Genomic DNA, 24,737 nt, shown 5'->3' with positions numbered 1-24,737 from the left:
GAAACAGCTGAGGTCGCAATTAAGGCTGCTATGACAGGTCATCTTGTTCTTTCTACTCTTCACACCAATGACTGTCCTGCCACAATTGGCCGCTTAATCGACATCGGCATTCCTTCATATATGCTTGCTTCCGCCATAACAATGGTTCAATCGCAGCGCTTAGGCCGCAGACTTTGTCCAGAGTGTAAGGGTATAGAAGAACCTCGTGACAGGGCAGAACTTTTAGCCTTTGGTTTTAAGGAGTCACAGATTACAGACGACCTTAAGCTCTATGAGCCAAAGGGGTGTGGAACCTGTAATGGCGGTGGCTATAAAGGCCGTGTTGGTTTCTTTGAACTCATGGAGGTTACCGACGAAGTCAGTAAGGCTATTAACGCCGAGGTGCCGGAAGATCAACTGCGGAAAATAGCAATTCAGGAGGGGATGGTTCCATTGCGTAATGCTGGTATTCAGCAGATGATTAAGGGGGTTACCTGTTTTGCTGAAGTAAATCGAAAAACAGTAGTTACCGAGGAAAGTCTCCCCGCCTATCTCGTTAATCCAGATGTTGAAAATTATGAAGATGGTGATTCCATTATACGACAAGGCAATAAAGATATTGATTTTTTTAAGCTCATTCAGGGCGCCGTCATGGTTGTAAAAGATGGTAAGAAGATTGCCGAAATTGTTGAGCCTGGTGAGTATTTTGGTGAAATGTCGGCAATCACCAAGGAGGTGCGATCGGCGAGCATTGTCTCAAAGGGCCGTTCTGTCATAAAGCGTTATCCTGGTGATAAATTACCGGAAATCATTGAAAAGTATCCAGATGTATCCTCCCACCTTTTTAAAGCCCTGGCAGCCCGCCTTGCTCAGGCCAACGCAATCATGGTTAAGTTGGCGGGTGATCGCACCAGAAAAAGTTGAAAATCACACCTCAAAAAGTGATGTTTTTTTAGTATATCTACCTATTGCTAACACCTTGTCAATACAGTATATTTTTTTGAATTTTTGAAAAATATTTTACATAAACTGTATCTGCCGAACTGCTGCTTTCTTGTATTACCCTTTATTTGTCCGCAGCATCCAAAATATATATTAAGATACTAATAATTTTCGATAATAATTAAGGAGTGAGCTATGAGCGCAAAAATTCTCAGTGGTACTGAAACAGCTAAAGAAATTCGTGAAGAGCTTAAGAAAGAGATTGAAGAACTCAAGGAAAAACACAATGTAGTCCCTGGCCTGGTTACAATTCTGGTGGGAGCAGATCCTGCCTCACAGTCTTATGTGACCGCTAAAAATAAAACTGCCAAAAACATTGGTATAAACTCAGAACAGATCAACCTGCCAGCTGATACAGCTGAAGCCGAGCTGCTTGAACTTATTGCAAAATGCAACAATGACGACAAAGTCAATGGCATTCTGGTTCAGCTTCCCCTTCCAAAACACGTCAATGAGGCAAATGTTTTAACTGCCATCGACCCCGATAAAGATGTAGACGGTTTTCACCCTGTGAATGTTGGCCGAATGATTCTAGGCGAACAATGCTTTTTGCCTTGCACTCCTCATGGTATTCTGGAGTTGATTCAGCGTTCAGGCGTTGACACCAGTGGAGCCGAAGTTGTCGTTGTTGGTAGAAGTAATATAGTTGGCAAACCCATAGCAAACCTTATGCTGCAAAAAAGGCAGGCTGGAAATGCAACCGTAACTATATGTCATACTCGTACTAAAAATATGGCAGAACACACCAGGAGAGCCGACATCATAATTGCAGCTGCAGGTGTACCAAAAATGATTACTGCCGATATGGTTAAAGATGGCGTTGTTGTTATTGATGTCGGTGTTAACCGCATAGGTATGAGTGAATCCGGCAAGGCAATTCTGGCTGGTGACGTTGATTTTGAAAGTGTAAAAGAAAAAGCATCTGCTATTACTCCGGTTCCAGGTGGAGTTGGGCCAATGACAATTACGATGTTAATGAAAAACACCGTTCAGGCTGCAAAAGTTGCCGCTGGACTTTTATAAAAAATTCATTTAAATAAAAATCTTACTTGGCCCTGGCATTTGAAAACTGTTGCTCCATAGAGTGATACAGACTGAGGGAAAATAATGGCAAAGAAACGAACAGAATGTGACAGTTGTGACGGAATCACCTGTCAATCAACTATTGAAGTGCTACAACAGGATATCGCTAAAGATGTGAAGACGGCGTATCACAGGAAAGAAGCCCGCGGTATGTCGGCATGCCTTTTTGGTTCAGGAGGAGTCTGCTGCCGGCATTGCAATATGGGTCCATGTCAGATCATTGACGGCGTTGACGAAATGATTGGTATCTGTGGTGCTACTGCAGACACAGTTGCAGCAAGAAACTTTGCGCGGATTATTGCGGCCGGAACTGCTGCACACACCGATCATGCCCGTGAAATGGTTCGCGGTTTTATTGAGACAGCTAAGGGCAATGGACCGCATAAAATTCAAGATGTTGATAAGTTGAAAAAACTTGCAAAAGTGTTTGATATTGCAACTGATGACCGTGAAGTTAATGATATCGCGCTCGAGCTTGGCGAAAAAGCACTTGCTGAATTTGGCAGTCAGGATAATACACCGATTACCATGCTAAAACGCGCTCCCGCACCACGGCAAAAATTGTGGAAAAAGCTTGGCATTGAACCTCGTGGCTTCGATCGAGAAGTTGTTGAGATGATGCACAGAACCCATATGGGTGTTGATCAAGAGTATAAAAATATTATGCTGCAGGGATCTCGCTGTGCTTTAGCCGATGGCTGGGGTTCATCAATGCTTTCAACTGAGCTTACGGACATAATGTTCGGTACCCCGGTGCCGCGACGCTCTATCGTTGACTTAGGTGTTTTGCAGGCTGATCAGGTTAATATTACAGTACATGGTCATGAGCCGCTTCTGGCTGAGTCGCTGTGTATTGCAGCACAAGATCCCGAAATGCTTGATCTGGCCAAGAAACAAGGGGCTAAAGGGATTAATCTTGCCGGTGTCTGTTGTACTGGTAATGAGATATTAATGCGACGCGGAATTCCGGTTGCTGCAGGATTTGTTCAGCAGGAGATTGTCCTGGCGACCGGTGCGGTGGAGGCAATGGTAGTCGATGTTCAATGCGTAATGCAGTCGGTTGGTGAGATTGTCAAGGGCATGCATACCGATATCATCACCACAAATTATCGAGCCAAAATGCCAGGCGGAGTTCATATCCAGTTTGAAGAACACGCTGCACTTGAGTCCGCCAAGAAGATACTGACTCACGCGATTATGAACTTCAAAAAGCGCAGCAAGAAATTCTATATTCCTGAACAAAAGAAACTCGATGTCGTGGTCGGTTTCAGTCATGAAACCATTAACTATATGTTAGGTGGTCGATTCAGAGCAAGTTACCGACCACTTAACGACAATATTATCAATGGTCGTATTCGTGGTATCGGGGTCATAGTTGGTTGTGATAATTTTAAATTAGCTGATGACGCCCATGAAATCATAGCACGAGAACTCATTAAAAATAATGTGCTTGTCCTTGCTACCGGATGTGCAGCAACTTCCTTAGGCCGTGCTGGATTAGCAACACCTGAAGCTGCTAAATATTGCGGTGACGGTCTTGCTTCAATATGTGAGACCGTCGGTTTGCCGCCAGTATTGCATATGGGGTCATGTGTCGATAATAGCAGGGTGCTTATTGCGGCAACTGAGATGGTCAAGCAGGGCGGACTCGGTGATGACATCTCTGATCTGCCGGCCATTGGTACAGCGCCATTGTGGATGAGCGAGAAAGCTGTTGCTATCGGTCAGTATTTTGTTGCCAGTGGTGCTCAGGTTATATTCCAGAACCTTCCAACAACAGGTGCTAAGGAGTTCAACAAATATCTTCTTGAGGGTATTGCGGATCAACTTGGTGCGCACTGGAATGTCGCCAGTGATCCAAAAGAAATAGCTAGAATTATGATCGCAAAGATAGACGAAAAGCGAGAAGCACTTGGCATTAATAAGAAGGCAGAAAGAGTGCTCATGGATATGAAGATGCGACGGGATCTTGAAGGTGGCTCAATCGCCGGAGTCGGATGCACGGGGCCTCAAGCCAACTAGTGTGAAGTAAGGCACTATGAGCTAATTTTAGTCAATTAATAGCGCAAGGAATACAATTAATGAAGTCTGCCAGTCGCTTGGAACAAATACTTAAATCAGGCAAATTTGCTGTTACCGGTGAGCTAGGGCCACCAAAAAGCAGCAGTTTGGAAGCAGTACGGCAAAAGGCCCGAATTCTCAAGGGGCATGTTGATGCAGTTAATATTACAGACTGCCAGACCGCAATAGTTCGCATGTCCAGCATTGCCGCCGGCTTGATTGTCCTTTCAGAAGGAGTTGAGCCGGTCATTCAAATGACCTGTCGAGATCGTAACCGTATCGGCATGCAAAGTGACATTCTTGGGGCCTCTGCTTTAGGGCTAAAGAATCTCCTTTGCCTTACAGGTGATCATCAGAAATTTGGGAATCATCCTGGCTCCAAGGGCGTATTCGATATGGATTCCATCCAACTCCTTGGGATGATGCGCGGTCTTCGTGACAATAAAGAGTTTCAATGCGGTGAAAAAATAAAAGATAATGAGCCTAAACTTTTCTTGGGCGCGGCAGCAAATCCCTTTGCTGGTCCCGCACAATTCCGTGCCGCTCGAATGGGCAAGAAAATTGAGAATGGCGCAGATTTTATTCAAACCCAGATTGTCTACAATGTAGAAAAGTTTGCTGAGTTCATGAGAATGGCCAGAGAGCTTGGACTGCACGAAAAGGCATATATCCTCCCTGGAGTAACGCCACCTCGCTCGTTAGGTATGGCCAGATATATGAAAAATTTCGTGCCTGGCATGGACGTGCCCGATGAGATTATCGAGCGCTTAAAAGGTGCAAAAGACAAAGAAGATGAAGGCATTAATATTTGTGTCGATATTATCAATCAAGTTAAGGAAATAGAAGGTGTAAGCGGCGTTCATGTTATGGCCATCGAATGGGAGAGCGCTGTACCTGAAATTCTATCGCGTGCTGGTCTCAGTAAACGTCCTGAAGTTGATATGGTAATTGCTCCGACCCTGACTCCCACTGAACAAATTGTTGTTACCTCAACGACAACAAGCTCTTCAGCAGAAGAGATTCTGGCTGCTGCACATAAAGAGGCCCTGGCAATTGTTGAGAACGCGAAGCAGCAAGCCCTATCAGTTCAACAGGGTACCGGCACAGCAACACTAATTACGACTGAAGATAAAGACGCAGGAGAACATGCAATGAATGAGAAGGAACGTCAATTGGCGCTTGAATCTGTAAGACTTGGCTTAAATGCCTTGAAAAAGGCCTACGGTCTTTCAGATGATCAGTTTGAAGCATTGGTGAAGTTTGCCGGTGCCGAAGCAATTTTATTAAAAGATCCTCCAGCAGCTACTCCGCAAGTTGCTGTCACTCCAGTCGCAACACCTGCACCAGCAGTAGAAATAAAACCCGCAACTGTTGATGACTCAAAGGCAATTGCCGATGCCCAAAAAGAGGCTGATGCTAAAGCTGCAGCCCAAGCTAAGGCCAAAGCTGATGAAAAAGCAGCTGAAGAGGCCAACCGTCTTGCCGAGGAAAACAAGAAGGCAGCTGAAGCAAAAGCTGCTGCGGAAGCTAAAAAAGCTGAAGAAGCCAAGAAAGTCGAACAACCAAAGCCGGCAGAAGCCGCTTCCGCTGCGCCTGCTGCAACACAGCCAGCTGAAGTCTCAGCGGCTGAATTAAAAGCAGCAAGTGGTTCATTAAAGGAACGCGCCGGTAAATTGCCGGAAAATCATTATGTACGTAATTACACAGGTGCTATCCGTGAGACTGTTTTGGGAAATGAAGGGCATACGATTTCCGTTGGTGCGACCAACACACTGCCATTTCAACTTTTCGAAGGTGAAATGAATCATAAACCTCTTATCGCTCTCGATGTGGTTGATGCCAATACTGATGAGTGGCCAGAGACCCTGAGGCGTCATTTTGCCGATGTCCTTGGCGATCCGGCAGCCTGGGCCCAGAAATGTGTTAAGACATATGGTGCTGAAGCAATATGCCTTTCCCTGGTCAGTACTGATCCAAATGGTATTGACAGGTCCTCGTCGGAAGCTGCAAAAACTGCAAGTGCTGTTATAAATGCGGTTGATGTCCCTCTGATTATCTGGGGCTGCGGTAATTCTGATAAGGACACAGACACCTTACGTGAAATAACATCTACGATTGGTGACAAGAAGGTCTGCCTGGCACCATTGTCAGACGCCAACTACCGATCACTTGGAGCAACAGCAATGGCTTTCAATCATCCTATGGTTGCAGCCTCTCCGATCGATGTAAACCTGGCTAAACAGTTAAATATCCTGCTCGAAAACCTTGGTGTTTCTCTCAATAATGTAATGATGGATCCATCTGTTGGTGCCCTAGGTTATGGTATTGAATATACCTATTCTGTCATGGAAAGGATCAGGATAGCTGCACTTACTCAGCAGGATGAAAAACTCCAGGTACCTTTTATCTGTAATCTTGGACGCGAAGTGTGGAAAGCCAAAGAGTGTCGTCTGCCCTCTGATAATTTATTAGGTGATCAAGAAAAACGTGGCGTTATGATGGAAGCAATTACAGCAGCCTGTATGCTCCTCTGTGGCGGTGATCTTCTTATTATGAGACATCCACATGCTATGAATTTAGCAAAATCACTTATTAAAGGCCTGATGAGCTAACAATAAATTACGTTTGAGCAAAGGAGTAACAAATGTCTAAAATTATATGTTCAGCAGCCATTCGTGGGGCGCATAAAATTGTCGATATGGCTGAGGAAAGTTACGAAGCGGCTGTCAAGAAATACGGCCAGGAGCAAGAGGTCGCTTTTCCAAATACGGCATATTATCTACCAATCATATACAGTATGCTCGGCGCTAAGATTCAAACAATTGGCGACATGAAGGAGATTTTCCAGGAGTGTCGTAAACTTCTGCCGGATTTAGTCAGTGACAAAGTGTGGCTCCCATATCTAGCCCCGGCGCTTGATGCAGGTATGGCGACATTTTTTGCTGAAGAGATGTATGAGGCGATTCGTTATTTGAATGAACCGAATTTTTATACAAAAACTGAAGATCCGCTTGATGATAATTTGTGGTTGGGCGCAGCCGATGATGTAATTTTCAGAAAACGCGGCGTTGAATTTGTGGATGGCTCGGCTCCAGGGTTTGCTGCAATTGTTGGTGCCCCTCCAACTTCAGAAATAGCTAAAAAAATTGCGACAGAGCTTCAGGAGAAGAATTTATATATCTTCATGCATGACCATAATCAAGGTACGTATATGCCTGACCAACTCGTTAAAGAGGGGGTTCAGGTTGGTTGGAATACACGCTTGGTACCATTTGGTCCTACTTACACCTCTGCTGTTTTCGCTATTGGTTTTGCCTGTCGTGTTGCTATGGCCTTTGGTGGTATCAAACCTGGCGATTCAATAGGAAATCTGATTTACAACAAGGACAGAACCTATGCCTTTGTAATGGCTCTTGGCGAGGTAAGTGACGAATGGTATGCAAATGCTGCTGGAGCCATTAACTGGGGATTTCCAACAATTTCTGATTACGATATACCAGAGGTTCTCCCAACAGGAATCTGCACATATGAACATGTGGTCAGTAGAGTGCCACATGATGAAATTGTACAGAAAGCGATAGAGGTTCGTGGTCTTAAGGTAAATGTAACAAAAATAGACATACCAATGTCTTTTGGACCTGCTTTTGAGGGTGAGCGTATTCGTAAAGACGACCTTTTCATGGAATGTGGTGGTGGTCGAACCCCGGGTGTTGAGGTTCTTATTTCCAAAGAGATGGATGAAGTTGAAGATGGTCTGGTAATTGTTGAGGGACCCGATATTCAGGATATTAAAGAGGGGCAGAATCTTCCAATAGCAATTCTTGTTGAAGTAGCCGGGCGTGAAATGCAGTCAGATTTTGAGCCGATTCTCGAAAGACAATTTCACCATTTAATTAACTATATCCAAGGAATTATGCATATTGGCCAACGTAATATCATGTGGGTACGAATTGGCAAGGGTGCAGTTGAAAAAGGTTTTTCATTTAAACATGTAGGGCGCGTCTTGCATGGAAAACTCCATCAGGAGTTTGGCGCCATTTTAGATAAAGTTCAGGTCAAAATCTACACCATTGCTGAAAAGGTTGCTGAAGTTCAAGAGCTTGCTAAAAAAGTCTACACCGATCGTGATCTTCGTCTTGGCAGTATGACTGACGAAACAGAGGATGTTTTCTACTCTTGTACTCTCTGTCAGTCTTTTGCCCCAAGCCATGTATGTGTAATCACTCCTGAGCGAGTCGGGATGTGCGGTGCATATAACTGGCTCGACGGTAAGGCTTCTTACCAGATTAACCCCACAGGCCCCAATCAACCGATTGAAAAAGGCGAATGTCTTGATGATAAGAACGGTTTCTTTCAGGGGATCAATCAGTTTGTTAACCAGGCATCTCGTGGCGCGGTGCCGGATGTCTCATGTTACTCATTGATGAACAGCCCGATGACTGCCTGTGGATGTTTTGAGTGTATCGCGGCAATGCTGCCCCAATGTAATGGCGTTATGATTGTTGATCGTGACTTCCGAGGGATGACACCATCCGGGATGAAGTTCACAACATTGGCTGGTATGGCCGGTGGTGGTGCTCAAACACCTGGTTTTATGGGTGTTTCTAAACATTATATATCAAGCTCTAAACTGCTCATTGCTGAAGGTGGTCTTAAACGCATTGTCTGGTTACCAAAAGCCCTTAAAGAAGAGATCAAAGATAAACTGATGATACAGTGCGAAAAAATGGGTATGCCGGAATTTTATGATATGATCGCCACTGAGGAAATTGGTGAGACCGAAGAAGAGATCATGAAATTCCTTAAAGAGAAAGGACATCCAGCACTTGAAATGGAGTCCGTTGTATAAAGTTCTTTTTTAATTGATGACACTTACATTTTAATTATCTCGTTACTATAAATTAGTACATATCTCGATATACTGGAGGAAAATAACAATGGCTTTAACTGGCATACAAATCCTGAAAATGCTGCCTAAGAAAAACTGTGGGGAATGTAAAATACCTACCTGCCTCGCTTTTGCTATGAAGGTAGCAGCAGGACAAATTGAAATCGGTGAATGTCCATATGTTGATGCTGATGTTATCGCAACGATTGGCGAAGCGTCTGCGCCTCCGATTCGAACTGTGAAAATAGGTGATGGCGAAAAGGCCTATACCACAGGGGGAGAAACCTGCCTTTTCAGACATGAAAAACGTTTTGAAAATCCAACTGGCATCGCTGTTCTGGTTACAACTGAAATGGATAACTCTGCGGTTGAGAGTCGTATTAAAAATTTCAATGAACTTGAGTATGAACGTGTTGGGGTTTTGATGCGGGCTGAGCTTATCGCAGTGAAGGATGCTAAAAATGATGAAGCATCTTTTACAGCCCTTATTAAAAAGGTCCAGGCTGGAGCACCTACTGCAAATCTTATTTTGATCTCTGACTCTGCAGCGAATATGTCCGCAGCGGCTCAACTATGTAAAGATAAAAAACCTCTGCTTTATGCCGCAACTACCGCTAATGCCGCTGATATGGCAAAGGTCGCCAAGGAAACTAATTGCCCGCTTGTTGCTAAGGGAACAACTATTGATACCACTATTGCAATTACCGAACAGTTAATCGCTGATGGCCATAAGGATTTGATGATTGATACCGGTGCACGGACAATACGATCTGCCTTTGAAGACAGTGTTGCTTCAAGACGTGCTGCGATCAATCATAAATTTAAGCCGTTAGGCTTTTCATCAATTAATTTTCCTTGTGAAATGACTGATGATCCGCTTATGGAAGCGATGATTGCTTCTGTTATGATTGCTAAATATACCGGAATCATAGTTCTTTCCGATCTTCAGGGTGAAACATTGTTCCCGCTTTTACTGGAAAGACTCAATATATTTACTGACCCACAGCGACCTATGGTTGTTGAAGAGGACATATACCCCATTAATGGCCCTGGAGAAAACTCCCCCGTTGTCATTACGTGTAACTTCTCACTGACGTATTTTATTGTTTCTGGTGAAATTGAAAGCTCCAAAGTACCTTCATGGCTCCTCATAAAAGATACCGAAGGCTTGAGTGTCTTGACAGCCTGGGCAGCAGGAAAATTTGGGGCAGATCTTATTGCTCAGTTCATTAAGAAAAATGGCATTGAGGGTAAAGTTAAACATCGTGAACTTATTATCCCAGGATATCTTGCTACCATCAAGGGTGAACTTGAAGAAGAGCTGCCTGACTGGACAATTACAATCGGACCTCGTGAAGCTGGCCACATGCCAGCTTTCCTCAAAGATTGGAAACCTGCTAAGTAATCATTTTAACTTTTATCATCAGTAACAGTTTTCTTGTGATGATTAATACACTAGAGTTGCGCGTAAAAACAATTGGATAATCACTGTATCTAATATGCCTGTATCAATTACCATAAATGACCACTCAATCACTGCCCAGGATGGTATTACCATTTTGGAAGCAGCTTCACGGTCCGCCATAACAATTCCAACCCTTTGTACTGTCAAGGGAAAAACTTCAGCGCAAAGCTGCGGGTTGTGTGTTGTTGAAGTTGCTGGTTCACCGGATTTCGTTCTTTCATGTTCAACTCTAATAGTTGATGGTATGAAAATTGTGACGGATTCTCCCGAATTATCCGAACACAGAAAAAATAGACTTTCAATTCTCACCCAAACGCATTTTGGAGACTGTAAGGCCCCCTGTAATCTTACCTGTCCAGGACAAATCAATGTACAAGGGTATATTGCCCATGTAGCACAGGGCGAATATGAAGAGGCTCTGCGCTTGGTAATGGAACGTAATCCCTTTCCATTTTCAGTTGGCCGTGTTTGCCCGCGTTTTTGTGAAACTCGCTGTAGACGTCTTTTAGTTGATGAGCCGGTTTCAATCAATCACCTGAAGAGATTTGTAGCAGATTGGTGCATGGACAATGATATTGCTTTAAACATCCATAAAGAAAAGCCAACCGGTAAAAAAATCGCCGTTATTGGTGGTGGTCCCGCCGGTCTCACTGTTGCTTATTATCTTGCCCAAAAAGGTCATGATATTACTGTCTTTGAGGCCATGCCTCAACTGGGCGGTATGATGCGTTATGGTATTCCGGACTACAAAATACCCCGAAATATTCTTGATTATGAAACAACAGCAATACTGAAAATGGGTATTTCTGTTAAACTTAATCAGAAATGGGGGGTCGATTTTTCTCTACAAGATCTTCAAGATCAGGGGTTTAAGGCAACTTTTATAGGAATTGGAGCCCTTGTACCGGAAAAACTCGAAATTCCCGGGGCGACTCTGCCAGGAGTATGGGCCGCTACAGATTTCTTGAAAGATGTGTCGATTGGCAAAAAGAAGGAGCTTGGAAAGCGTGCCGCGGTAATTGGTGGAAACAACATCGCTTTGGAGTCAGCAAGAACGCTTTTGCGCCTTGGAGTTAATGAAGTAACTATTATTTACCCCAAATCACGAACAGGTATGCCTGCAAATCAGCGTATTGTTAAAGAGGCTGAAAATGAAGGTGTGCAATTTCTCATGGTAGCCTCGCCGGTACAGATTGTTGAAGCACAGGATGGTCTTGATGTAGAGCTTATTCGTATGCGTCTTAGTGAACCTGATAAAAAAGGGAAGAGAAATCCTGAAGCAGTTCCGGGCTCTACTAATATAATTCAGGTTGATACCGTGATTTACTCATTGGGACAATCTGCCTTCAGTGCAAACCAGGTTTCAATCGGCGGCATTGAAGCTGGTCTCAGTTTATCGGATAGTAACTGTTTACAGGCTAATATTCGCACCTCATTAACTACTGTTGATGGCATATTTGCTGCTGGTGATGCAGTTTCCGGAACCAGGACAGTTATTCAGACCGTCGTCTCTGCACGGCGTGCTTCTGAAAATATTCATAGTTATGTTATGGATGAGCTCAAACCGCCAGCCGAAAGTCGCTTTAATTTCAGCCGGGGCAAATCCTTTGATGAAGTTGATTTGACAAATTTTGAAGGAGTTCAGGTAAAGCTTCGAGAGAAGATGCCTACACGGACGCCCGCAACAAGTATTCAGGATTTTGACGAGATTAAACTAGGCTTCACAGAAAACATGGCCATAAAAGAGGCATCCCGCTGTCTATCCTGCGGCTGTACCGCCTTTGACCGCTGTGATTATAAACGCCTTTCTATTGATTATGGCGCTGATCCTAATAAATCCGGTATGCCCGTAAAACCGATGTATTCACGTGATGACAGTCATCCTGCCATTATTGTTGACATGAATAAATGCATCTACTGTAAACGTTGTGAAAACAGTTGTGATTATGAGGCAATTGAACTTGGTTGCTCAGAGTTTGATGCTGAAGGCAGACCAGTTAAACTATCCTTTAAATTTAACGATAAGTGCGTGTCCTGTGGGGCCTGTGTCGATAACTGTTCAACAGGTGCCTTAAATAAAAAAGATTGTATCGTGCCGATAACTAATGAGGATGTGCGGCTGGTATCAACAACATGCCCATATTGTGGGACAGGATGCCAAATACAGCTTAAAGTTAAGGGCGACACCTTGATGGAAGTTTCATCAGACCTAGATCGTCTACCTAATTATGGTGATCTTTGCATAAAGGGTCGTTTTGGCTCAAAATTTGTTCAACACCCTGACAGGTTGACAACTCCTCTGGTTCGACGTCGAAAAAATGGGCCTTTAGAACCTGCCAGTTGGGAAGAAGCCTTGGATTTTGTGGCGGGTGCTTTTCGTTGTATAATTTCCGACAATGGCTCTGACGCCCTTGCCGGGTTGTCATCAGCCCGATGCACTAATGAAGAAAATTACGCATTCCAAAAATTCTTTAGAACCATAGTTGGCACCAACAATGTTGATCATTGTGCCCGCTACTGACACAGTCCTACGGTGGCCGGTCTGGCCGCAGTACTTGGTTCTGGAGCGATGAGTAATGATATAGCAGGTATTGTAGACAATGATGCTTTATTTGTGATTGGATCCAACACAACAGAGGCACATCCTGTTATTGGTCAGCGCATGAAAAAAGCCGTTAGCAGAGGTGCTAAGCTGGTAGTCGCTGATCCCAGACGAATTCCTTTAGTTGATTATGCTACGATTTGGCTACAACATCGCCCTGGAACAGATGCCGCTTTGATCAACACCATATGCAATATTATTTTGGAAAATAATCTGCATGACCAAGAGTATATTCGTGAACGAACTGAAAATTTTGATGCTTTTGCCGCTTCCATTAAGTCGTGCACACCTGAGTGGGCACAGGAGATAACTGGTGTAGCAGCAAAAGATATTATTGAGGCAGCAAAGATATACGCCGAAGCTGATTGCGCTGGAATATACTATACCATGGGGATCACCCAACATACCTCTGGGACAAACAATGTGCTTACCTTGGCCAACCTGGCGTTGATGACAGGTAATTTAGGTAAACATGGCGCAGGTCTTAATCCACTACGTGGGCAGAACAATGTTCAAGGCTCCAGTGATGCAGCCTGCTTGCCGACTTTACTGCCTGGATATCAGAAAGTTGATGATGATGTGGCCAGAGCACGTTTTGAAACTCTTTGGAATGTCACTCTGCCTTCAAAGCCTGGCTTGACAGCAACTGAAATGACACATGCCATGCTTGATGGAACGTTGTCAGGGCTTTGGATCATGGGTGAGAACCCACTTTTGAGTGATCCAAATACGACGCATGTACGTGAAGCCTTTGAAAATCTCGATTTTCTTGTTGTACAGGATATATTTCTCACAGAAACTGCTGAAATGGCTGATGTTGTCCTGCCGGCGGCTTCATATGCGGAAAAAAACGGTACATTTACCAACACTGAAAGACGTGTTCAGCGTATACGAAAAGCAGTTGAGCCACCTGGTACAGCGCGTGATGACTTAACAATTATTGATATGATCTCTGCTCGTATGCAATATGGTTTCAACACCATACCAAGCCATAGTTTTGAGAGTTATCGCCATGGTGGAGAGTCAGCATTTAAAGCCGCTGCTATAACTTCTGCTCAATCAGTTTTCGAGGAGATGGGTCAAGCGTGGCCTGCACTTGCGGGGATTACCTATGAGCGGATTGAGAACGAGGGCATTCAATGGCCATGCCCAACAGTTGATCATCCCGGCACGCCAATTCTTTTCGAAAATGGATTCCCGAGAGGAAAGGCACTGTTCAGCGCCATTGAATGGCATGCTCCAAATGAGACACCTGACAGTGAATATCCATTAATTCTATCAACCGGCAGAGTTCTTCAACAGTACCACACCGGCACCATGACCAGACGATCAAAGGTTATTGAAGATGCTGACCGCGGACCCTATGTTGAAATTCATCCGGATGATGCTAGCAGTATCAATGTAGTTGATGGAGATATGGTGAATGCACTAACTCGTCGCGGAAAAATCTCACTACCGGCTTATATCACCACAAAAGTTAATAAAGGCATAGTATTTATACCATTTCACTATAAGGAAGCTTGTGCAAACCTCTTAACAAATGATGCACTTGATCCGGTATGTAAAATTCCCGAGGCCAAGGTTTGTGCAGTACGAATAGAGAAACAAGCTAAAAGCTATTAGTTTTTATTTACGACTAAATGCTACTAGTTAACAGCTCAATTTTGATAAAAGAAAGAGGCAATTATTATGGCAAAGGCTGTGAAGAGCAAAAAAGCTGCCAGCACTAAAAAAACTACCAAGATGACACCAGCAAAGGCAACATCTAGCACCTCTGGTGCTGTGATGGTTCTTGGTGGTGGTGTGGCCGGAGTACAAGCTGCACTCGATTTTACCGATCTTGGTTATTATGTCTATTTAGTTGAGAAATCAGCGGCCATTGGTGGTGTTATGGCACAGCTGGATAAGACATTTCCAACCAATGACTGCTCACTCTGAATCCTGGCACCTAAATTAGTAGAGGCCGGTCGGTCTCCAAACATCGAAATAATCAGTAACGCCGATCTTCAAACTCTTGAAGGTGAACCTGGTGCATTTGTCGCAAATGTAAAAGTAAAGCCTCGATATATTGATGCTGATAAATGTACTGCATGCGGGCTATGTACCACGTATTGCCCGAAGCATCTCATAGATGAATACAATGAAGGATTGGATCTAACCCGTCCAATTCACATTGACTATCCGCAAGCGGTCCCTGCTACGTATTACATTGATCCAGACTCGTGCCTTCATTTAACCGAAAACACCTGTCAGATATGCGTTCCGGTATGCCGTAGCAAGGCAATTGATTTTACGCAAAAAGCAAAGAATAGAAAACTTGAAATTGGCGCTGTAGTTTTAGCACCAGGTTTTGGACGAATTCCCGATGAAACTTTGCAAAAATATAGCTATGGAAAACATGCGGATGTCGTAACTAGTGTTGAATTTGAGCGATTGCTTAACCCATCTGGGCCTTTTGAAGGACACGTTCTCTGTCTTTCGGATAATCGCCATCCTAAAAAAATTGCCTTTATTCAATGTGTTGGCTCTCGAGATCTGGGCTGCGATAACGGCTATTGCTCCTCGGTATGCTGTATGTATGCCATCAAAGAAGCAATGGTCGCCAAAGAGCATGACCCTTCATTGGATATTACCATCTACTATATGGATATTCGAACCCAGGGTAAGGATTTTGACGCTGCCTATAAACGTGCTAAAGAACAATTTGGTATTAAATTTGTTCGTGCTAAAGTCGCAGATGTTATGCCTTGGAATGAGAAAGGGTTGAAGCTTACTTATTCTACTATGGACAGCAAACATCAATTTGAACAATTTGATATGGTTGTCCTTTCAGTTGGCCTGGATTCCCCCAAAGATGCACAAAAAATTGCAAAAAAATTCGACATTGAATTGAATGCATACGATTTTTGTGCGACTTCTCCTTTCACGCCATTAAATACTAATAGAAAGGGTATTTATGTTGCTGGGGCTTTTCAGGGACCAAAAGATATTCCAGAGAGTGTAACCCAATCCAGTGCAGCTGCCGGCATTGCTGCCGGACTCCTTAAAAATCAACGTGGCAAAGGATATGTGATTAAAACATATCCAGACGAACGCGATATCCAAGAAGAAGAGATTCGTATCGGGGTATTTACCTGTCACTGCGGTATAAATATTGGTGGAATTGTCGATGTGCCAAGGGTTGATAAATATTCCGGCACTATGAAAAATGTTGTTTATCATTCCGAGTCGCTCTACAGCTGCTCTCAGGATGCCCAGGAAGTACTAAAGCAGAAGATAAAGGAACATAAGCTTAATCGCGTTGTTATTGCTGCCTGTTCACCTCGAACACATGAGCCATTGTTTCAAGAAACATTAAAAGATTCCGGGCTCAACCGAAATCTCTTTGAGATGGTCAACATTCGCGACCAATGTTCGTGGGTGCATGCCAATGAGCCTGCTCTTGCTACAACAAAGTCAATGGATCTTATTCGAATGGGTGTTGCAAAGGCAAACCTCATTAAACCACTTGCCGAACAAACTGTTCCAGTTACACCCAAGGCAATTGTTGTTGGCGGCGGTGTGGCTGGTATTACCGCAGCACTGACCATTGCCGAGCAAGGATTTCATTGTACCTTAATTGAACGACAGTCTAAACTTGGTGGCAATTTACTCGACATTAAAAAGACTATACTCGGGGTTGATACCACTAAATCTTTAGATAAAATGATTGAGTTAGCCAAGAACAATAAGCTGATCGATATATGCACTAATTCAGAACTTACTGAAACATCTGGTTTTATTGGTAATTTTTCTTCTGTTATTTCGACTAAAAAGGGCAGCAAGACAGTTGAGCAAACCATTGATCATGGTGTAATTATTCTTGCTACCGGAGGGCGTCAGCATCAGCCTGAAACCGTATTAGGCCAAAAACCTGTTATTGCCCCCAATATAGTTACCCAGAAGGAACTGGAAACAAAATTAGAGGGCGCCACAAAATCAAAAGCCCCTAAGTCAATCGTTATGGTGCAGTGTGCTGGTTCGCGCGGTGATGATTTGAATTATTGTAGTAAGGTATGTTGCAATCACGCTGTAAAAAATGCACTTACCATTAAAGATCTGTCTCCAGAGTCTCAGGTAATTATTCTTTATCGTGATATGAGAACTTATGGGTATGCCGAAGAAAAATATCGTGAAGCACGTGAGAAGGGTGTTGTTTTTGTACCTTACGATGTTGCTGATATGCCTCAAATTGCCAGGAAGGGTACTGCTGCACATATCACCTATAATGACCCAATTCTACAGGAAAAAGTTACCCTTGAACCTGAACTCATTGTCTTAAGTGTTGGTATTGTTCCTGAAGATACCTCGGTTATCAGTAAATTACTCAAGGTGCCGGTTACAGAAGATAAGTTTTTCCTTGAAGCCCACGTAAAACTTCGTCCTGTTGAAATGCCGGTTGCCGGAGTTTACGTATGTGGATTGGCCCATGCGCCAAAGCCGCTTGATGAGACAATTGTCCAAGCTCAGGCTGCTGCTTCAAAAGCTGTAATGCCACTTGTGAAAGGTAAGGTTTCCGTTGATCCAATTGTTTCTTGTGTTGATAAAGAAACCTGTATCGGCTGTGGACTTTGTGAAAGCCTATGTCCTTTTAAAGCTATAATAATGACCAAAGATGAAAATAATAAACGCAAAGCTGAAACCATAGTCGCTTCCTGTAAGGCATGTGGAATTTGTGCTGCGCACTGTCCTACATTTGCTATCTCTATGGGAGGGTTCACCAACGAACAGATCATCTCCCAGATAGAGGCTTTTGGAAAAATTATTGAGGAGTAATCATGAGTCAAGATTTCAATCCACGTATTCTCGGATTTCTATGTAATTGGTGCTGTTATGCGGCAGCTGATTCAGCCGGTGTATCACGTTATCAATATCCACCAAACCTGCGGACAATCCGGGTTATGTGCACTGGACGAATTGATCCAAGCTTTATCTTGAAGGCTTTTGCTGAAGGTGCTGATGGCATTTTTACAGGCGGCTGACAACTCGGCGAATGTCATTACCAGGTTGGTAATTACGATGCAATGGGTGTTGATGCTTTAGTAAAAAAGGTGCTTTCTGAAATCGGCATTAAACCCGAACGATATAATCTTAAGTGGGCTTCGGCGGCTGAGGCACCTCGGTTTGTTCAACTTATTACCGAATATACCGCACTTATCAAAGATCTCGGCCCGCTCGGACAGGCTGAAGGGCTAAAGCCAGAAGAAGTAAAAGAACGTATAAACAAGGCCTTGGAGCTTGTAAGTGATAAAAAACTTCGGGTTGGTTTCGGTAATGTTACGAAGACACTTCGAAAGGAAGGAAGTAAACTCAACGATGCTACAATAATTCAAACTATTGATGACAAATTATCTAAAACAATATCCGCTGGCTTGAGTTAACCGACTTAGGAGCCGTTAATTCCGTCCGCAGGACATTAAGTTTGTTCCGGGGCAAAAGCGATTCGGAAATAAGACTTTAGGTGTGCTGCGGAAGATCATCGCTAATCAGGATAAATGATGAAAACAAAATTAAATTTTACGCGTATAACCATCATAGCTATATTCCTTTTTTATTTTGCGGGATTTGCTTACTCATTGGACATTCGATATTCAAAACTCGATGAAAATGGTAATGAGCTGTCTAATGATGCTACAGAATGGTCAATTACCTATGACTCTTCTACTGGACTTTACTGGGAGGTAAAAAGCAATTCTCTAGGTATTCATTCAAAATCAGACACCTACAAATATTCAAAGGTCAAGAAAGGGTTAATCGAAATACTTAATGATACCAAATTCGGTGGTTTTTCTGACTGGCGATTACCAACCGTTATCGAACTGACTCAGCTTAAAGAAACCAAAAACGAAGAACCACATATAAATCTTGAGGCTTTCCCTAACACAATGCCATCTGAGTACATTTCGTGGGAGCTGTGTGGTAACGGTGAGATTTTGCCTAAAAAGGTGGTTTTTGGCCGGCAAACAACCGAGAAGAAGAGAACTTATTATGTAAGGGCTGTAAGGGGTACGTCTCCTGACGGGTTTGATCGATATTAAATGAAATATGTTGGTGCCCATGTAAGTATCTCTGGTGGCGTTGAAAATGCGCCCTTAAATGCCAGCAAGATAGGCGCTAACGCTTTTGCCTTATTTACCAAAAGTCCACGTCAGTGGACGTCTAAACCTTTGACCAAAGAAAACACTAACTCGTTCAAGGTCAATCTGCTTAAATCTGGTATTAGTTCAGAACACGTTTTACCCCACGATGGGTATCTGATCAATATTGGTAATCCAGATCTCGAGAAAAGAGAAAAATCAGTTATTACCTTTATTGACGAAGCTAAAAGGGTGGAACAACTTGGCCTTTCTGTATTAAATTTTCATCCAGGAAGCCATCTCGGAGAGGCGTCAGAAGAGGAGAGCTTAGCGCTGATAGCCAAAGGTGTAAATAAAGCGATTACTGAAACAGAAAAGGTTGTTTTTGTCCTGGAAACAACCGCAGGGCAGGGCACAAACCTTGGTTATACCTTTGAGCAACTTGCCTATATTATTGACCGTGTTGTCGACCGCAAAAGAGTAGGCGTCTGTATTGATACCTGCCATATTTATGCTGCCGGCTACGATATTAAGAATAAGTATCATGATGTAATGAATTCTTTTGGCAATGTTCTTGGTTTTGACCTTCTTAAAGGTGTTCACCTTAATGACTCTAAGTCAAAACTTGGCCAAAAGCTCGATCGTCATCACTCTATTGGTGATGGAGAGTTAGGTTGGGATGTCTTTAAAAAACTGATGAATGATCCGCGATTTGATAATATCCCCTTAATACTTGAAACCATTAATAGTGATATCTGGGAAATGGAGATTCAACAACTCTACGCACTTATTGAATAATTCCCTCTATGTTATACACAATTGACATCAATAAAATTACAATTGGTATGTATGTTGTTCTGCCGCAAAATTGGCTTGATCATTCGTTTCTCTACACAAGTTTTCTGATTAAGTCTGAATCTGAAATAAAAAAACTTCAAAAATCGGGGTTGAAAGAAATTCAGTTCGATTCATCCCGGTCTCAAGCCGCTTTGGACATCCAGTCCATTACCCACCCCGCACAGGGTATCGATATACCAGAGGAATGGAAGCCGGACACTAATATGTCCCAGGAACTTCGAAACATTATTAACAACCCCAGTATGCCTCCACCTCAGAAAGCCCTTGCAGTTTATCAGAATTCACAAAAAATTATTGAAGGTGTTTTTGCTAATCCTAGCGCTGAAGCTATCACTGATTTCAAAGATGTTGTTTCTGATATAGCGGATCTGATTTTATCAGATGAAGAAACTAGCGCTAATATGCTACGAATTACTTCGCATGATTTCTACACGTATACTCATTCCGTTAATGTGGGGATTTTATCTATATTTCTTGCAAAACGCCTATATAGCCGAAACAGCGACCATAATATTCATGAACTTGGTGCTGGTTTTTTCCTTCACGATCTTGGCAAGATTAAGGTTGATCCGCAGATTATTAATAAACCTGCACGATTGACTGAGCACGAGATGCAGAGAATGAGAACCCATCCATATCAAAGTTTCAAAACACTTGACGCTGCCGGTCAACTATCCGAAGAGTGCCGGGTTATCTGCATGCAACATCATGAAAGAGAGGACGGAACTGGGTATCCCAAGAGGCTAGCGGGCAACGAGATACATGACTATGCCCGAATTTGCAGTATTGCCGATGTTTACGATGCCTTGACATCAGAAAGGTCGTATAAAAAGGCACTTACTCCTTTTCAGGCCTTACAGGTTATGAAGGATGAGATGCTGGGTTTTTTTCACAAAGAAATTTTTGAGAATTTTGTTCACCTTCTGCAAACAAAATAAATTTCACTATATCATGAGAATGCGCTTATCTCGTAAGCTCTGAATTGGTTTAAGAAAGATTAATATGTAAAACCTGCCATTGATGATATCATGTCATTAATTACTGCTCGTTTATTTGCTCACTCTACCAAATGGAATCCCAATGAAAAAAACGTTTAAGCTGACCCACCCTAAGTTAAAACTTCCCCGGCTTATTGAAGCGATTAAGCATGAAGTAAAAAAATATATCAAAAGAGAACGTAGAAAACCTCTGCCGCCGGAAGTAGATTTTTGGGATTTTGATTGCCGATACGGGCTTAATGAAGATAGTTGTGAGGTTATACATGTATCGACTATTAATAAATACATCTCCCAGGCCGAAGAACAACTGCTTGAGTCATTTTACTTAGAGATTCTTGCTAAACCAGGGTTTCGAACCAAAAAGGAAGTTGATCCCAGCCTCTAATCCAAAAAAAATTATACTCCAACAATATAGTTTTGGTTCATTCTGAAATTGCCAAGTTCTTTTGAGATTCCTGTTATGACATTCTCTGCGCTGGGACTATCAGACCCACTTATTCGTGCACTTACTGAAAAAGGGTATGTCTCTCCCTATCCAATTCAGATTAAAGTAATACCTTTAGCACTAACCGGTAAGGATATTCTGGCAACAGCTCAAACCGGAACAGGAAAAACAGCCTGTTTCACCCTGCCAATATTACAGCGCCTAAGTGGTGGTTTTAAGGTAAAAAATAACCATGTTAAATCTTTGATTTTAGCACCAACCAGGGAACTTGCTGTACAAATCGCAGCAAACATTGATAGTTATGGTAAGTATATTTCCTTTAAGTCAGGTGTGGTTTATGGTGGAGTAAAAATAAATCCGCAAATGATGTTGTTGCGGGGGGGAGTTGATCTGCTGGTTGCTACACCGGGACGCTTACTTGATCTTTATAACAAGAATGCAGTGAAGTTTGCACAGTTAGAAACCCTTGTTCTCGATGAGGCCGATCGCATGCTGGATCTGGGTTTTACCAAAGATATCAATAAGATCATTGATTTGTTGCCACTTAAAAGACAAAATCTTCTTTTTTCTGCAACAATTTCTAATGAGATCCGAAAACTCACAAACAAGTTACTGAAAAATCCACAACATATTGATGCCGGCATACGCAACTCTACAGCTAGTAACGTTAACCAGTACGTTTATGAAGTAGATAAAGCCAAAAAAGCCGGATTACTTATCCATTTACTACGCAACAAAGGCTGGGGGCAGGTTCTTGTTTTCACTCGCACCAAGAAAGGAGCCGATCAACTTGTTCAACAGCTCAAGGCGGTAGGCTTTTCTGCATCGGCTATTCATGGTGATAAAAGTCAGAGCGAACGGACCCAAAGTTTAGCTGCCTTTAAAGAAAAAAATGTTCAGATTCTTGTCGCAACTGATCTTGCATCTCGCGGTCTTGATATCAATGAACTGCCGCACGTCATAAATTTTGATCTGCCTAAAGTGGCTGAAGATTACGTTCATCGTATCGGCCGCACTGGTCGTGCCGGGCTTGAAGGTGAAGCTATCTCTCTTATCAGTGCTGATGAGGTGAGCCTGCTTACTAATATAGAAACCCTTATTCGGCGGCTTTTGGTGCGTGAAGTTCAAAATGGTTTTGTGCCAACCCATAGTGTTCCTGTTACGCACCTCTTGAAACAGCGCCCCAAGAAACCCAAAAAAGCAAAGAAAGTAACGCTCGATCATAATCAGGCAGATGGCCGAAAAACACAAAATACCCGGGGTAAAGGTACTCCAAAGAGCAGCTTTGCAGATACTAAGAGTGGAGGCAAAACAAGAGGCCGCAGATTACGATAAGATCTTACTGTACGGCATGAGTTCAAAAATTCGTTTGTAGGGATCTACCTGAATATGATAGTAACGATCCTGGGGCATATAGATGAATGGCACCTCTTCTTTTGGCCTGGCAACAAAATACGAGAGAATCATTCGATTAACAGCCTGATGGCCCACAATCATAATATTATCATCAAGATTGTTGAGATAAAAAACTTTTTGTAAACCCCGATATACCCTTTTTTCCATGGAGGCATAGCCTTCACCATCCGGATAGACATAACTGTATTTGTTTTTCTTTCTGGCATCAGAGATCAGGGGCATTTTCTCGTTTATCTCTTCATATGTCATTCCTTCACATATTCCGGCATTTATTTCATTGAATTCGGGCAGAGCAATTACTGAACAATGCTCTTGTCTTTCCGCAATGGGGCTTGCAGTCAGCTGAGTTCGTTTATGGTTACTTGTAAAAATAATTGGAATTCGCCATGGAGTAAAATGACGAGCCAGTGCCCCAGCCTGCGCTTGCCCTTTTTCTGTAAGATCTGCATCTCCGCCAATACGGTCTTCTACATTAAAAAAGGTTTCGCCATGACGCAACAGGAAGAGATTTCTGATAACACGGGTTGTTATAATGTCACGTATCCGGTCATAATAGGGAATATGGTCAGTGATATGTTCCTGGAGAATACAGGCCTCAAAAGAGTCAACCAGAATACGGTTTCTCTCTACTTTGAGGGGCTCATAGGCACTTTCGTAATAGCCAATACGTTTGTTGAACCAATCTAAGGCTGTCTGGGCTGGAAGATGGCGGAACTCTTTCAAGAAAACCTTTCTCTCAAGATTGGCCTCAAGGGCCTCCTCATCGGCGTTAACACACTCAATATAGAGAATAGGAACGTCGGAAAACATCTTTTCAATCATTTCTCGACGTATTCGAGTCACATTACTAGCGTCAAGTATGGCAACCTTCCCCGAGTCGACCAGAAAGGCTCGGGCTTTATTTAGGTTAATTTGTGCACATTTATTACGGAAATCTTGACCTGACTCATTTTGAGGTGAGAAAAAATCAGGTGAATCGGTGTTGTCGCGAGAAAGAGTCCGACGTACCTCGCCATTGTTAAAAACCTGGACAGAGACGTCGTCAAGTTCAATGGTACGCGCTATTTTTCGTGCCATTGTTGATTTGCCGCGAGCAGGAAGTCCTACTAATACAATCAAAAGTTTATCTTGCATTTAATTTCTAGCCTTTATCTTTAGATCAATCAGCTCTTTATGGGTAAGTCGCAAAAGGTTGGCGAGCTTATGGGCAAAATGATCTTCGTGTTTTTCTAGTTGGCCGTCAGCATGAATCACACGCCAGACATCTTCCATCACTTGCAGTTTTTCCTCCTTGCTATAATTCTGGTTCATATAATTTGTGTACTGCCAGAGATCCACAGAGTTATCTCGTACTCGATGAGCTTCTGCCAAAAGTTCATTCACACAATCATTATCAAGGTTAAACATCGTCTTAATGGTCAGCACCACATGCTCCATCTCCTGATCTGTACACTCATTATCAACATGAGCAGCTTCCAAGAGAAGCACGCCGGCTGCGAGGTGATTTTTTAATGTGTTTTCCTCTAAAGATGGTGATTGCTTAGACTTTTTGGTTAGAATTTTTTTAACAATAGTAAACATGGGTTTCCTCAAGTATATATTTGTAGAAATAGGGTTTTAAAATATATTGTATACTGTTTACACTACCTTAAATAAATGGTGAATATAATGCAGGTTAAAAATTCAGCATCCCTCAATTATTTTTCACGCTCTCATGATGTACGAGGGCAGGGAGTTCAGCTGGATTACCGGGTTTTACTGGACCCTCACCGTCATGTCCACCCTTGGCTTCGGGGACATCACCTTCCAGACCGACCTGGGTCT

General features: G+C 42.9%; 17 protein-coding genes. 15 read left to right on the top strand and 2 right to left on the bottom strand.

Features of this window, described 5'->3' with window-relative positions; genetic code table 11:
* The 14 genes from tadA to HQK80_08495 form a co-directional block, all read left to right on the top strand.
* A partial coding sequence (tadA, locus tag HQK80_08560) for a Flp pilus assembly complex ATPase component TadA (GenBank protein MBF0222263.1) occupies nt 1–903 on the top strand: 903 nt, incomplete at its 5' end.
* A gap of 213 nt (nt 904–1,116) precedes the next feature.
* Nucleotides 1,117–2,004: a bifunctional methylenetetrahydrofolate dehydrogenase/methenyltetrahydrofolate cyclohydrolase FolD gene (folD, locus tag HQK80_08555; GenBank protein MBF0222262.1), complete on the top strand. Its 888-nt coding sequence runs from the start codon at nt 1,117–1,119 to the stop codon at nt 2,002–2,004.
* Between the two features lie 84 nt (nt 2,005–2,088).
* Nucleotides 2,089–4,086 carry an anaerobic carbon-monoxide dehydrogenase catalytic subunit gene (gene cooS, locus HQK80_08550; protein ID MBF0222261.1) on the top strand — a complete coding sequence of 666 codons (1,998 nt, stop codon included), beginning with the start codon at nt 2,089–2,091 and terminating at the stop codon, nt 4,084–4,086.
* Nucleotides 4,087–4,145: 59 nt separating this feature from the next.
* Nucleotides 4,146–6,737: an acetyl-CoA decarbonylase/synthase complex subunit delta gene (locus HQK80_08545; GenBank protein MBF0222260.1), complete on the top strand. Its 2,592-nt coding sequence runs from the start codon at nt 4,146–4,148 to the stop codon at nt 6,735–6,737.
* 32 nt (nt 6,738–6,769) lie between these two features.
* The gene (gene cdhC, locus HQK80_08540; GenBank protein ID MBF0222259.1) at nt 6,770–8,974 is read left to right on the top strand and encodes a CO dehydrogenase/CO-methylating acetyl-CoA synthase complex subunit beta; all 2,205 of its coding nucleotides are present in this window, start codon (nt 6,770–6,772) and stop codon (nt 8,972–8,974) included.
* A gap of 88 nt (nt 8,975–9,062) precedes the next feature.
* Nucleotides 9,063–10,418, top strand: a complete 1,356-nt coding sequence (locus HQK80_08535; GenBank protein MBF0222258.1) for an acetyl-CoA decarbonylase/synthase complex subunit gamma — start codon at nt 9,063–9,065, stop codon at nt 10,416–10,418.
* A gap of 94 nt (nt 10,419–10,512) precedes the next feature.
* Nucleotides 10,513–14,703, top strand: a complete 4,191-nt coding sequence (fdhF, locus tag HQK80_08530) for a formate dehydrogenase subunit alpha (protein ID MBF0222257.1) — start codon at nt 10,513–10,515, stop codon at nt 14,701–14,703.
* Nucleotides 14,704–14,823: 120 nt separating this feature from the next.
* Nucleotides 14,824–17,895 carry a CoB--CoM heterodisulfide reductase iron-sulfur subunit A family protein gene (locus tag HQK80_08525; protein MBF0222256.1) on the top strand — a complete coding sequence of 1,024 codons (3,072 nt, stop codon included), beginning with the start codon at nt 14,824–14,826 and terminating at the stop codon, nt 17,893–17,895.
* Nucleotides 17,896–17,897: 2 nt separating this feature from the next.
* Nucleotides 17,898–18,500: a hydrogenase iron-sulfur subunit gene (locus tag HQK80_08520; protein MBF0222255.1), complete on the top strand. Its 603-nt coding sequence runs from the start codon at nt 17,898–17,900 to the stop codon at nt 18,498–18,500.
* Between the two features lie 117 nt (nt 18,501–18,617).
* Nucleotides 18,618–19,157 carry a DUF1566 domain-containing protein gene (locus HQK80_08515; protein ID MBF0222254.1) on the top strand — a complete coding sequence of 180 codons (540 nt, stop codon included), beginning with the start codon at nt 18,618–18,620 and terminating at the stop codon, nt 19,155–19,157.
* A complete protein-coding gene (nfo, locus tag HQK80_08510) occupies nt 19,158–19,994 on the top strand; it encodes a deoxyribonuclease IV (protein MBF0222253.1) in 837 nt (278 codons plus the stop codon). It begins immediately after the preceding gene.
* Nucleotides 19,995–20,002: 8 nt separating this feature from the next.
* Nucleotides 20,003–20,992, top strand: coding sequence for an HD-GYP domain-containing protein (locus tag HQK80_08505; protein MBF0222252.1), 990 nt, complete (start codon nt 20,003–20,005; stop codon nt 20,990–20,992).
* Between the two features lie 142 nt (nt 20,993–21,134).
* On the top strand, nt 21,135–21,437 hold the full coding sequence (locus HQK80_08500; GenBank protein ID MBF0222251.1) for a hypothetical protein: 303 nt from the start codon (nt 21,135–21,137) through the stop codon (nt 21,435–21,437).
* Between the two features lie 75 nt (nt 21,438–21,512).
* Nucleotides 21,513–22,832 (top strand): DEAD/DEAH box helicase, encoded by a 1,320-nt coding sequence (locus tag HQK80_08495; GenBank protein ID MBF0222250.1) that lies wholly within the window; start codon nt 21,513–21,515, stop codon nt 22,830–22,832.
* Here the strand turns inward: HQK80_08495 and HQK80_08490 are convergent.
* Entirely contained in the window at nt 22,824–24,047 is a 1,224-nt protein-coding gene (locus tag HQK80_08490; protein ID MBF0222249.1) for a histidine phosphatase family protein, read from the bottom strand. The genes HQK80_08495 and HQK80_08490 overlap by 9 nt on opposite strands.
* Nucleotides 24,048–24,494, bottom strand: coding sequence for a TerB family tellurite resistance protein (locus HQK80_08485; protein ID MBF0222248.1), 447 nt, complete (start codon nt 24,492–24,494; stop codon nt 24,048–24,050). It abuts the gene before it with no gap.
* A 133-nt stretch (nt 24,495–24,627) separates the two neighbouring features.
* Between HQK80_08485 and HQK80_08480 the strand changes: the two genes are divergently transcribed.
* Nucleotides 24,628–24,737, top strand: a 110-nt coding sequence (locus HQK80_08480) for a hypothetical protein (protein MBF0222247.1), incomplete at its 3' end; no start/stop codon positions are given.

This window comes from Desulfobulbaceae bacterium (assembly GCA_015231515.1).
Lineage (GTDB): Bacteria > Desulfobacterota > Desulfobulbia > Desulfobulbales > VMSU01 > JADGBM01.
The sequence above is the reverse complement of the archived record's forward strand: the minus strand, read 5'-3'. Positions and strand labels throughout refer to the sequence as shown.